We start from the raw sequence: 12,829 nt of genomic DNA on the forward strand, positions 1-12,829 counted from the left end.
ATAAACCTGTCCAAGAAACTTTGTTTGCTGGACAGGTTTTGTGTTTTTCCGATAAACCAGTCCAAGAAACCTTGTTTACTGGACAGGTTTTGGTTTTTTCCGATAAACCAGTCCAAGAAACCTAGTTTACTGGGCAGGTTTTGGATTTTTCAAATAAACCTGTCCAAAAAACCAGTTTTATTAGGAAGATTACAATCACATTAATAAAAGCCTAAAAAGCATCTGTTCTTAAAAAATAACAAAAAAATGCCTCCAACCGGAAGCACTAAAATAAGGGGGAAATACACTTTGTAGTATGTATTGTTCCCATTATGAAATCTTTTATACATCTAAATTAACTCATTTACCCGATAAATCTTACCGCTTTCTATTTGCGCATCCAAAAGCAAGTTTACTAATGCATCCGCTACTACATGAGCAGGGCGAAGCATACCTTGTTCTTTATACTCCTTGAATTTTTCAAGATCATTAAATGCCTCTTTAGAGGAGGAACGGATCGTCCCCTGCATATCTGTGTCCATAATTCCAGGGCTGAATGCGATGATTTCATGAGGTGCTCCTGCTGTTATTTGTTCAGCTGCGGCTGTTTCTGTGAACATATTCAGCCCCGCTTTCGTGCTGCAATAGGCACTCCATCCTTGAATAGGCCTTTCAGCAGCGCCTGATGATACGTTTACAATTTTAAGAGGAACACATGCATTTTTTAAAAGAATATTCGTGATCATCAAGGGTGCAATTAAGTTAATCTGGACATTTGCAATCAATGCTTGATGATCAAGTGTGCCGGCTGTTGCGATTGGGTCTATTACACCAGCATTATTAATCAAATAAATAACCTCTGCTTTTTTGGGTTCCAGCACAGATAGAATTTCCTGAAAGTTTTTCTCTACTTCCTCGGGAACAGCAAGATTGCATGAAAAATGCTGATAGAAAACTTTGTTTACCAAAGCCTTCTCTCTTAACTCTGCATTTTCGGTTCTGGAAACAGTGATCACACCAATTTTCTCACTGATCATTCGTTCCGCAATCGAGGATCCAAGACCTTTTGATGCTCCAGTAATAATAGCGAACTTCATCTAATCACTCCAATATAGGTTTCTACTATCTATTAAAGCAGAATGAAAGCACCGAATACCACTTATTCCCCATTTTCCTGCTCATATTTTTTCATCTCGTCCTCGACAAAATTTATGAGAGACAGGATAATGCCCGCGCTAAAACAAATAATGGTGAGAATAGATAGCCCGAAAAGCCAGTAAAACATAAAAGTAGATACAAAGGTCCAAAGGAGACAATAAAAAGGAGCATTAAGAACCTTTGCCATCTACCATCTCTGCCTCCCAGTAAAATTCACTGAATACATCTGCAAATGCATCAATTGAATGATAAAGCTCTGCTAAATCATTTTCGACACCGCCAAATTCAATTAAGAGTGCCCGATCAGATAAATCCTGATTATAAATTCCGTTTCCTTCGCTTTTTCCTTTCTTGAAAACCCCTCTGCTGATACCGGGAAATTTTGCTTCAAGTCGATGATGAAGTTCTGTAGCTAACTGTAAATTTTTCTGGTAGTTTTTATGTTCCTTCCCGACAACAAAAAACAATCTCGCATATTTCTTTCCGTTTATCTCTTTCATCGTCAATTCCCGCCCCTGTGAGTCCCGATGAATGTCAATGAGAAACTTTAAGTCTTTATTTGAGGCCATGGCGGTTTTGGTCACCTCACGAGAAAGAAGGTAGCTTTGGTTATAGTCCCAATCCTTTTGATTGAGAAGTGACGCCATATTTGTTTTGTCATGTTCCACACCAATCCCTTTTAATCCCAGTTTTGCACTGAGTCTATTGCCAACCGCAATCACATTCACCCGTTCATTAGAGCTTACGGCTTCATCAGGATGATTGACTCCTTTTAACAAGGGAGTGAAAGACTCCCAGCTATGAGAATGATAGATATACACGCTTTTCTTTCCATCCAATGGAGGTGCTGCAGTACCATCCGGCGTGTCCTCGCTAGGGAGATTTTCACTGGCAATCTCCTTTTCTTTCAAAAGAAAATCTATCGGCGGAGCGGATTCGAACGGCAAATTCGTATAGTCCGTTCCTTCGCCAGCTACCTCAATCCCCGTGTCGAAGATCGAGTACCCTGGAAGTTCTCTCCCCAGGAAGGTGCGAATATCTGTCGGCTTAATATTGGTAGCAAGCTTAAAAGCATTCTCCGATAAATGAGAAAAGTTCAAGCTAGAATCATTACGGTAAAAATAATGATTCTCAGCCTTAAGTAAATGGATAAATAGCTGGTCAGCCTTTATATTTTTTAATAGTGAATTCATATGTTCAGAGGTAAAGACAGCGGAGTTTGAAGTTAGGATCCCAGCTATTATAAAGACGGAAAGAATACTCAAAAGCCACCCGTGAAAATAGAAAAATAAAGTATGTGCCGCTGATTTGTTTTTCATCACGATCCCCCCATCAGTCATATGTATGCCCGTACGAAGAAGAATAGAAGATGCTTATTGTTTAGGAAATTTCATCAAGGAAAAACTAATGAAGGCTCATGATTATTTTTTTTGCTATGATAACAATAGTCTTGTAAAAGGCAGAGTTCCTTTTAAATACGAGAAAACTTCATTTTTTTATCACAATTAACATCTATAGTTTGTGTAGATGATATTAATTAATGAAAGAGGGAAAATACGTGAAAAAGTGGATGGCCATTATATGTACAAGTTTCTTATTATTAGCCGGCTGTGGTGAAACAGGGCAAAAGGAGAACCAGGAAGAGGCAGCGTTGCCTGAAATCATTGAAGCCGATTTAGCTGTTCCCGAAAAAGCAGAAGTAGGGGAAGAGGTTCCCTTAGCTGTGACCGTTACGCAAGGCGACGAAGCTGTTGAAGATGCAAATGAGGTTAAGTTCGAAATTTGGAAAGAAGGGCAAAAAGATACTAGTGAGCTTGTTGTAGCAGAGCATACGGAAAAAGGAAAATATGAGGCTGCCTATACATTCTCTGAAAATGGTCTATTTAATGTTCAATCCCATGTAACTGCAAGGGATATGCATACAATGCCAACAAAAACGATCCAGGTTGGTGAAGTAGAAGCTGAGCATCATGAGCATCAGGAAGGAAGCGGTGATGATCACCATCATCATGATAGTGACGTTTCCATCGAACTGCAAAAACCAGTTCAATTGAAAGCTAACGAGCAAACAGCCTTAGCTGTTCAATTGCAAAAATCCAATGAGCCACTATTAAATGCAAAGGTAAGACTTGAGATTTTTCAAAAGGGTCAAAATCCAGCTTGGGTGAATATGACGGAAGGCACTAATGGGGAATATAAAACTGATTATAGTTTTCCTGCAAGTGGCGAGTTTATCATAAGAATCCATGTAGAAAATGATGAAGGACTCCATGAACATACTGAGGTGGAAGTAACAGTAGAATAAGGAAAAAAGCGCAGTCCATGAACTGCGCTTTTTTTTTGTAAAATTTTCATAATAGCTTCCCCTCGCTAAAAAGTAAAAATATCAATAAAATAGAGAGTAGATAGATAGAAAAGCAGGTGCCAACAAAATGAGAGATACTCATCTTTTTTTTAACACAGGAATTGGGAGGCAGAAGCCTAATAGCATCCGTAATAAGGAGCAGAGCTGCCCGTTTTGCGAAAGGGAGAAGCTAACAGATATTCTAGCGACAGACGGTTCGATTATCTTATTGAAAAATAAATTTCCAGTCCTAGAGAATACATATCAAACGGTATTAATTGAGACAGATGATTGTCATAGTGAGCTGTCGGTCTATCCGGAGGAACACTTAAATAAGCTTATTCGATTTGGCTTGACACATTGGCTGGAAATGATCGGGACAAAGAAATATAAGTCCGTGATCTTTTTTAAGAATCATGGACCATTATCAGGCGGAACGATTGCTCATCCGCATATGCAGATTATTGGGTTAGAGGATATTGATTATGGAGAAAAGGTACAGGCAAGTGATTTCGAAGGCATAACCATCCATGAGAAAAATGGGACGATTTTTTCCATCTCAATAGCACCCAGAGTTGGATTTTATGAGTTCAATGTGAAGTTAGGCGATATTCAGGATATTACGGCATTTGCGAAATATATTCAGACCGCGGCCCACTATATACTGAATCATTTTCCGTTTCCTTGTACGAGTTATAATTTATTCTTTTACGAGTTTGCTGGAAATATCTATGCAAAGGTAGTGCCGCGTTCAGTCACGACACCATTATTTATCGGGTATTTTATTCCTCAAGTTCCAAATAATATAGAGTGGATGAAGAATGATGTTCGGGAGCGTTATTTTGGATAAAGGGAAATAAACCCATTCGGCCTTCTAAAGTTGTTATTTAGCTGATAAAAAAATATAATGAAGTGTTGTTATTTTGGTTGCTTTTTAATAAGGAGATTGCCATTGCTATGTCTACAAATAAAACTACAACCCCTCCTAAAATAGATTTAAACTTAGTGTTCATTGTGTTTTTATTGTTTTTAGTAAGTTGTATTTCGATTTATAGCGCTCAGACGACTGGGCAATATAAAGAGAATTTTCTTTTAAAGCAGATTGTTTGGTATATGGTTGGAACGGGTATTATTGCTGCAGTGATTTCGCTTGATTCGGAACAGCTAAGAAAGATTTCTTGGTATGCCTATAGCTTTGGATTATTCTTGCTGGCTTTTCTAATCGTTGCTCCAAGCAGTATTGCACCCGTTATTAATGGAGCTAAGGCTTGGTATAGAGTACCAGGTATGGGCTCATTACAGCCTTCTGAGCTTGTTAAGGTTTTTCTCATTCTTGTTCTGGCAAGAGTGATTGATGAACATCATCAAAAGAATCCGATCAAAACGATCCAAACTGACTTCAAGCTGCTGATGAAGCTCGGCGTATTTACGGGAATTCCTTTATTGCTTGTGATGCAGCAGCCCGACCTTGGGACAGGCCTTGTTTTTATCTCCATTTTGCTGGGAATGATTTTTATCTCGGGGATTACTTGGAAGCTGCTCGCGCCTATTTTTGGGACAGGTCTTACTTTGATTTCAATTATTTTTTACTTTGTCCTTTGGCATCCAGAGATTTTGGAGAAATATTTAGGTGTGAAGGAGTATCAATTTGGGCGGATTTATTCATGGCTCGATCCGTATAATTATCAAAGCTCAGCAGGCTTCCAATTAACGAGGTCGCTTCTTGCCATTGGGTCAGGAGAAACGAGCGGGAAAGGGTATGGAACGAGAGAAGTCTATTTGCCTGAAAGTCACACAGACTTCATCTTTAGTATCGTAGGTGAAGAGTTTGGCTTTATTGGGGCAAGTGTTTTAGTCAGTTTATTCTTTCTGCTTATATACCAGATTACCAAGATTGGAATGGAAACGAAAAATGACTTTTATTCGTATATTTGTGTAGGGGTCATCAGTATGATCACCTTTCACGTCTTCCAGAATATTGGCATGACGATCGGGCTTCTTCCGATTACAGGAATCCCGCTGCCGTTTATTAGTTATGGAGGCAGCTCATTAATGGGGAATATGCTCGGGCTTAGTTTAATCTTCTCCATTCGCTACCATTATAAAAAGTATATGTTTTCAAATAATGATTAAGAAAGCGAGGCGTTATTCGCCCCGCTTTTAATCGATTACCCCCGTTTCTGCGATCCTCACCTTCGTGTTAATTTTTACTGTTAAATTTTGATAATCATCCTTCCACTTTTTGAAATCATAGCCGCGAATATACTTTCGATGTAAAAAACCAAATCCGATTGGATCCGCTTTTTCTTTTTGAAATCTTTTGATCAATTCTAAACATTTTTCATTAATATCTTTTTCCAGCTTTTTTTCAATCTCTTCTACTACTTTTGGAGTTAACCTCTCACCCGTATATTCCTTGATAACACCTACCGTTTTAATATCAATGGCAACATGTAACGGTTTTTCTTTCGATAATTTAAATTTATGCTTGGATGTAATGCTTTTAACATCTGCATCTTTCCCTTTTTCTAAATGAACTCTATAGCTGCCCTCCGTATGATTGTCGACTAGCAGCTTAAAATAGAACATCTCCTTTTTAGGAAGGACATATACTTCTTTATCATTTCTAAAAATGCTTAAGCCGCTTATTTCCATTTTGTTTTGGGCAATTTGTCTTAACTCAGGAAGATAGGGATCCTTCCCCTTCATATAATAGTCTCGCAAAAAGATATGTAAATTGGTCTCGGGCACATCCCCGCGCTGGATATTATGCTCAATCAGATCATTTATATAGTTTGAATTGCCCTCAGGCCCATAATCTCCTTTTAATATTTCCAAGGCACTTCCGTGTGACGTTGCTAAGAAATTTCTTGCCCCGACACTTGGATCTCTTTGGTAAGTATCAATAAAATCAATAATTCCTTCGTCAACAAGCTTGTCTCCAAAAATCGAGACTAATACTCCACCTGTTACGATGGGTTTGGATGATTCCTTTTGAAGATTCAACATGAGATCCCGTCTTAAGCTAGCTTCGGATGTATATGTGTTATTTTTGATTGATTTATCGGGAAGATATTCTTGGGTGAGAAGCGTCCCGATGAATTTGCCTTCAGCAAGTTTATCAAATGCTGCTGCAGATTCAATATTAATATTATCAATGACTTTCCTTTGGACACAGCCTGACAATAAAATAGAGAGGATTAATAGAATAGAAAGCTTGCCTCGATTTCTCATGACCTCTTCACCTTCTTTGCAATCATCGTGCTAATGAATAGGATTGGAATGTAAATATAATTTAAAACAAATCCCGCTTTTCCAGTTAAATCATTTAAAAAACCTACTTTTGCACGCGTATCAAAAAAGGGGCTAACGATTAATATGATGAGTGCAATGATAAAAACTCCTTTTTTTTGTTTAATATTCATTAACCGTTTTAACAGTCTTGAGGCGGCCCAAAGGGCGATGCAAACATTAGGAAGGATGATTAAATTCCAATTGGCAATTCCGATGTATTCGATTCGCTCGACAAAAGGCAATTTCACAATTTTCCACATCGTTAATGTTGCCCATATAGACTTTTCAAGCTGTTCTTGAGAAAAATACACAATCGTCACAATCATAAAGCTTGTGTAAATAAAAGTAGTAAATAAAAGGGCGAAATGGGCCCATTTTTTCGATTTTTGCGGTTCCTTGATAAAAGGAAAGCAAAATAGAATAATTTCAAAACCGATATAAGTGAGTGACATGTGATAAGAACCTAAAAGGATTTCTTTAATCGAATGATCCCAAACCGGCAAAAGATGCATGTAATTGCCAAACTTCAAATTAAAGCCAAAAGCAAAATGCACATAAGCAGGCAGGAGCATTGAGAAAAAGGCGATGCCCACAACCGTTCGAAATCCGCCAAAAATGATATACGTACAAAGAAGCAAAAACAGCAAGGAAAACCAGAAAGTACTAAGACTGGGAAACATCCAAACTTGAATAACTTCGATATACGAGCGCAAAACTGTTAAAGCAAGCAATGTAAAGTAGAGAACAAAAATGGAACTAATAATTTTGCCAACAATATTTCCGAAAATATATTTATGTGCTGTGACTATATCTCCATTAACCGTTTCCATGACTTTATATATCATCCACATGAGGATATGAAGGGAAAGCCCCGCAAACAAAACAGAAATCCAAGCATCATTCCCTGAATAGGCGACAATTACGCGCTGAAATCCGAGAATCCCTATACCAATTTGCATAGAAGTGATTAAATAAAAAACTAAAAATGGGGATATTTTTACTCCTTCAGGTATAGGCTGTTCCTGCATACTTTCCCCCCCTTATTCATCAATATCTTTTTTAGTATTCGCTTTTTCCTTATTAAATCGAACTGGATTTTTTGTTCTTAATAAATATGGTCGCGTTGTATCCTTTGAAAATGGCAGCCTGATGATTGTATCTTTCAAGTCTTTCACCCTTAATGGATAAATAGGCTCCAAAAATGGTCGTCCAAGAGAAGTCAGCCTTATTAAATGGGTAAGCATAATACAGAAGCAGAAGACAATCCCGAGCAATCCCCAAAACTCAGCAAAAAGCAAAAATGGGAACCGCAGTAAGCGGATCGTGTTGCCCATCTTGTATACGGGTGTCGTAAAGGATCCAAGAGCAGCCAAGGCAACAAGAATAAGAAGTACATTACTTGTAAGTCCAGCTTCCACGGAAGCAGTCCCAATCACAATTCCTCCAACGATACCAATTGTTTGCCCAACCTTTGTCGGCAGCCTTGCTCCCGCTTCTCTTAACAGTTCAATCGTTAATTCAAGAAATATTGCTTCGAGTATAGGCGGGAAGGGAACAATCCTTCTTGACGTAATCAATGTTCCTATTAGGTCATTAGGAATGAGCTCATAATGATAAGTAAGGACAGCGACATATATTGGCGTAATAAGAATTGAAAATAAAACAGCAAAAACCCGAACGAGCCTGAAAAAAGAGGCTAGAAGCCAATTTAAGAAATAATCCTCAAACGAGCCGAAGAACTCGACAAGTGTCGTTGGGGTAATAAGAACGTGTGGTGATCCATCTACGACAATGGCTATTTTTCCTTCTGCCAATATCCCAACTACACGGTCTGGCCTCTCCGTGTCGAGCAATTGCGGAAAAGGAGAGTTTGAATTATCGCTAATAAGCTGAACGATATAGGAGCTGTCTGTAATAGCATCAAACTCGACTTCTTTAATCCTTTGTCTTACTGTGTTTACATTCGCTTCATCGGTAATTCCTTCCATAAATAATATGGCAATTCTTGTTTTGGACAACTTCCCCAACGTGTACTCCTCAATTATCAGTTCCTCTGCGGGCAGTCTTTTTCTAATTAAATTTAAGTTTTGTCCTAGTGATTCGACAAATGACTCTTTTGGGCCGATAACAGAGAATTCAATTTCGGGTTGAGATGGACTTCGAACAATTTCTTTTTGTGCGGAAATAAAAGCAAATTGCGCCTCATTATTCTCAACAGTCAACAATAAGTAGCCATTTAATAATTTTTGGCTGATTTTTGTAGGGTCATCCGATATTTCCAGGTCAGCAATGGGTAAAAGCTTTTTTATATCTTCAATTGTATGAAAATCATCTTCAAGTAAACTCGGAAGTACTCCTTGTTGAATAATTTGTTCATCCACTAAAGTAGACATAAAGGATAGGCAAAAATGAATATTTGTCTTTTGACTTATATGATAGGATTGTGTGAAATCCTCCGATTTTTTGAGTTCTTTCTCCCAATTGCTTAGTTTTTGTTGACTTTTCTTTGTGCTAATCCACTTTTTCATCCAATCACCATCATTTTAGGTATTACGAGTATTGTTACCGAAATTGGCGGGATTATGAATGGATGGGTGAAATTTACTTTTTAAGAAGATAAAAAGAAGGCAAATCAGCCTTCCTTCTTTTCATCTTGAATTAACATCTAGTGAATTGGGTGTTTTTTTTTTGGAACTTAAATAAGTGAAATGTTGGAAGTATGCGTTCTTTCACAAATTTTAAATTATGTGAAAGAATTGACAAGAGGTTAGGTGGTTAAATTGAAAATAACCCGCAAAAAAGCTGCGGGTTTTTTCGGAAAAGTGATCTTTATTTCACAAAAAACTTTTCAATATCATCAAGCATTAAATTTGCAGCAATAACACCGCCGGCAGTATTCCAGATTACATCATCTACTTTATGAATATTACCTGCTTTTGCTACACTTAGATTTTGGAATAATGGGTCTTCAATCCACTCTTTCTCCAGGCTGCTTGCTTCGCCATCTCCAGTTTCATAAGTAAAGTAGAATAAGATATCCCCGTCCATGGCAGGAACTCTTTCTTTCGTTGCATTTCTTTCTGCAAAATCATCTACGTTCTGACTTTCAGGTCTTTTTAAGCCAATTTGCTCTAGAATAACACCTGAGAAAGTATCCTTATGATAGATTCGTACATCTCCAGCCATAAAGCGGACGATGGAAACTTCTTGATGGACTTTATCTCCAAGCTTCTCTTGAATATCTTTAATACGCTGTTCATAATCAGCAATCACTTTTTGTCCATCTTCTTCTTTATTCAATGCTTGTGCATAAAGTTTAAAGTTTTCTTGCCAGTTTCCGCGTAAAGTTTCAGCAAATACAGTAGGGGCAATCGCATTCAACTGATCATAAATTTTTTCTTGGCGCATTTTGTTTCCGATAATTAAATCAGGCTTTAATGCTGCAATGGCTTCAACATTAACTTCACTTTCCGTTCCAACGACTTTAACATCAGCCATTTTATCTGCAATATGAGGATACCAAGGATCCCCTGTCCATGATTGAACAGCTCCAATTGGTGTTACCCCCATTGAAAGAAGCGCCTCTGTTCCTTCATTGGTTAAAATCACAACCCTCTTAGGTGTTTCTTTAATTGGAGTTTCTCCCATCGCATGCTGTACCGTATAACCTGTTTCTTCAGAAGCATGATCTGTTCCTTTGTCCTTGTCAGCTTGCTCGCCATTGTTATTTCCGCATGCAGCTAAAATGAAAAGGGACATCATAAAAATAATTGTAAATGATAATTTAAAAGCCTTCATTCTTTTTGTTACCTCCTAATTGCTACTGATAATCATTTTCATTACTATCATAATATTATGATGGTTTAAAAGGGCTGTCAATAGGTAAATGAAAATGATTATCAAAATCATTGACATGGTGTTTTTCATCCCATAGACTGAATATGTAGGAACTTCTATTCATGAAAGGTTTAAGATTTATGATTTTAAAAAATAATTCTCTAAGATGGACGGGTTTAATCCTATCAATTCTCCTTTTGCTTTTTCTTATGTGCCTTAGTATTGTATATGGTTATACGAATACAACATGGAAAATGGCAATTGATGCCTTTTTGGCTTTTGACGGGTCGAACGAGCATCTTATTATACAGTCAGTTAGGCTGCCAAGAGCGATGATAGCTGCAGCAGTTGGGGCGAGTCTGGCTGTCGCGGGTGTATTGCTTCAAACTTTAACGAAAAACCCATTGGCTGCACCTGAAATATTTGGTATAAATGCGGGTGCTGGGTTTGCGGTTGTTATTGTGGTGACACTATTTTCCCTTAGCAATTTACATATCTTTACGTGGGTGTCTTTTTTAGGGGCTACTATTGCCTTTGTTTGTGTATATGCGATTGGTTCAATAGGAAGAGAAGGATTAACACCAATCAAGCTTACCTTAGCTGGAGCCGCTATAAGTGCGATGTTTGCCTCCATGACACAAGGATTTCTTGTTATTAATGAAACGGCTTTGGATCAAGTTCTTTTTTGGCTAGCTGGATCTGTATCCGGCAGAAAGCTCGACACGCTACTAGCCGTACTGCCTTATTTAGCCGTTGGCTGGATTCTATCTTTGTCCATTTCCAACCAGATGAATATTCTATCAATGGGTGAGGATGTGGCTAAAGGCTTAGGCTTGAAAACGGGGCTTCTAAAACTAGGAGCTGGAATAGCCATCATTCTTTTATCTGGCGGAGCAGTTGCTGTTGCAGGTCCAATTGGCTTTATTGGAATTGTGATCCCTCATATTACACGTGCTGTTGTTGGAATTGATCACAGATGGGTGATTCCCTTTTCGGCACTTTTCGGAGGCATGCTGCTTCTTATGGCAGACATCGCCTCTAGGTATATCATTATGCCGCAGGAAGTGCCTGTCGGTGTGATGACAGCTGTTATTGGAACTCCTTTTTTCATCTATATCGCGAGAAAGGGGTTTAATAAATAATGCGGCAATATCAAAGTTTTCGTGTATACAAGGATAAAATTTCTTTCTTAATTGATCGGAAGGCATTATTTATTTTTCTTATACTTTTAAGTGCTGCAGCAGTAGTATTTATTATTAGTACCGGAACCGGAGAGATGAAGATCAGTCCATTAAATGTGGTGAAGGTGTTTTTCGGAGGCGGTACAGAAATGGAACGTCTTGTCGTTCAATCTTTCCGGCTGCCGAGGATCATTGTGTCATTATTAGTCGGAATTGGACTGGCCGTTGCAGGAGGGATTCTACAGGGTATTATTCGTAATCCTCTTGCTTCTCCAGATATTTTAGGGATTACCGGGGGTGCATCCGTTGCGGTTGTTGGCTTTCTCGCCCTTTTCAGCGATGAAAGCAATGCTCTGACTGTGAGCATTGAATGGCTGCCTGTCGCTGCATTTTTCGGTGCAACGGTTGTTGCTTTTTTAGTCTATTTTTTAGCATGGAAAGATGGAGTTTCACCGATTCGATTAGTGTTAATCGGGATTGGATTATACAGCCTTATGAAAGCCCTCACTACTTTAATGATGCTTCTCGGTCCCATTTATCAGGCGAGTCAAGCGAATATTTGGATTACAGGAACGGTTTATGGCTCTAACTGGAGCCATGTGACCATTCTAGTTCCTTGGATATTGATTCTGTGCATGGCTGCCTTTATTTCGGCCCGAAATGTGAATATTCAGGAGCTTGGGGATGATATTGCTACAGGGGTAGGAAGCCATGTTCAGAGGAATCGCTTTCTATTGCTCATGATCAGTACTGCGTTGATTGGCGGCTCCGTTGCTTTTGCAGGCGGCATCGGCTTTGTAGGTTTAATGGCACCGCATATGGCAAGAAGATTAGTAGGGTCTGCCTTCGGGGCACTGCTTCCCGTTTCGGCGTTAATCGGATGCATACTCGTGATGGCTGCTGACCTAATTGGACGGACACTGTTTTCGCCGCTTGAGATCCCAGCTGGTGTGTTCACGGCCAGTATTGGAGCGCCGTACTTCATATATTTACTTTTTAAAACGAGGAATTCATAGAGTTTATTAAAGGAGGGAGC

The 12,829-nt window shown here is 38.7% G+C and carries 11 protein-coding genes; 5 read left to right on the forward strand and 6 right to left on the reverse strand.

Features of this window, described 5'->3' with window-relative positions:
* Window positions 1–329: 329 nt before the first annotated feature.
* Together V7164_RS11555 and spoIIP are read right to left on the reverse strand one after the other, a co-directional pair.
* Window positions 330–1,076: a (S)-benzoin forming benzil reductase gene (locus tag V7164_RS11555; protein ID WP_335354138.1), complete on the reverse strand. Its 747-nt coding sequence runs from the start codon at window positions 1,074–1,076 to the stop codon at window positions 330–332.
* A gap of 231 nt (window positions 1,077–1,307) precedes the next feature.
* Entirely contained in the window at window positions 1,308–2,456 is a 1,149-nt protein-coding gene (spoIIP, locus tag V7164_RS11560) for a stage II sporulation protein P (protein ID WP_335354139.1), read from the reverse strand.
* Window positions 2,457–2,695: 239 nt separating this feature from the next.
* Here spoIIP and V7164_RS11565 point away from each other — a divergent pair, with 239 nt between their 5' ends.
* The 3 genes from V7164_RS11565 to V7164_RS11575 all read left to right on the forward strand — a co-directional run bounded on the left by V7164_RS11565 (window position 2,696) and on the right by V7164_RS11575 (window position 5,614).
* Window positions 2,696–3,442, forward strand: a complete 747-nt coding sequence (locus V7164_RS11565) for a FixH family protein (protein WP_335354140.1) — start codon at window positions 2,696–2,698, stop codon at window positions 3,440–3,442.
* A 127-nt stretch (window positions 3,443–3,569) separates the two neighbouring features.
* A complete protein-coding gene (locus tag V7164_RS11570) occupies window positions 3,570–4,331 on the forward strand; it encodes a DUF4931 domain-containing protein (protein WP_335354141.1) in 762 nt (253 codons plus the stop codon).
* Between the two features lie 107 nt (window positions 4,332–4,438).
* Complete coding sequence (locus V7164_RS11575) at window positions 4,439–5,614, forward strand: FtsW/RodA/SpoVE family cell cycle protein (RefSeq protein WP_335345789.1); 1,176 nt, start codon at window positions 4,439–4,441, stop codon at window positions 5,612–5,614.
* Between the two features lie 27 nt (window positions 5,615–5,641).
* On the opposite strand, the gene V7164_RS11580 is transcribed toward V7164_RS11575, so the two are convergent.
* The 4 genes from V7164_RS11580 to V7164_RS11595 all read right to left on the reverse strand — a co-directional run bounded on the left by V7164_RS11580 (window position 5,642) and on the right by V7164_RS11595 (window position 10,573).
* Window positions 5,642–6,715, reverse strand: a complete 1,074-nt coding sequence (locus V7164_RS11580) for a Ger(x)C family spore germination protein (RefSeq protein ID WP_335345790.1) — start codon at window positions 6,713–6,715, stop codon at window positions 5,642–5,644.
* A complete protein-coding gene (locus V7164_RS11585) occupies window positions 6,712–7,803 on the reverse strand; it encodes a GerAB/ArcD/ProY family transporter (RefSeq protein ID WP_335345791.1) in 1,092 nt (363 codons plus the stop codon). Before V7164_RS11585 ends, V7164_RS11580 begins: the two co-directional genes overlap by 4 nt.
* A gap of 12 nt (window positions 7,804–7,815) precedes the next feature.
* Window positions 7,816–9,303, reverse strand: a complete 1,488-nt coding sequence (locus V7164_RS11590) for a spore germination protein (protein ID WP_335354142.1) — start codon at window positions 9,301–9,303, stop codon at window positions 7,816–7,818.
* A gap of 301 nt (window positions 9,304–9,604) precedes the next feature.
* Window positions 9,605–10,573: an ABC transporter substrate-binding protein gene (locus V7164_RS11595; protein WP_335354143.1), complete on the reverse strand. Its 969-nt coding sequence runs from the start codon at window positions 10,571–10,573 to the stop codon at window positions 9,605–9,607.
* Between the two features lie 179 nt (window positions 10,574–10,752).
* On the opposite strand from V7164_RS11595, the gene V7164_RS11600 reads away from it, so the two are divergent.
* Together V7164_RS11600 and V7164_RS11605 are read left to right on the forward strand one after the other, a co-directional pair.
* Complete coding sequence (locus tag V7164_RS11600) at window positions 10,753–11,754, forward strand: FecCD family ABC transporter permease (protein WP_335354163.1); 1,002 nt, start codon at window positions 10,753–10,755, stop codon at window positions 11,752–11,754.
* Entirely contained in the window at window positions 11,754–12,809 is a 1,056-nt protein-coding gene (locus V7164_RS11605; protein WP_335354144.1) for a FecCD family ABC transporter permease, read from the forward strand. Before V7164_RS11600 ends, V7164_RS11605 begins: the two co-directional genes overlap by 1 nt.
* Window positions 12,810–12,829 lie beyond the last annotated feature (20 nt).

It is taken from the genome of Bacillus sp. JJ1474, from assembly GCF_036965225.1.
Taxonomy (GTDB): domain Bacteria; phylum Bacillota; class Bacilli; order Bacillales; family Cytobacillaceae; genus Cytobacillus.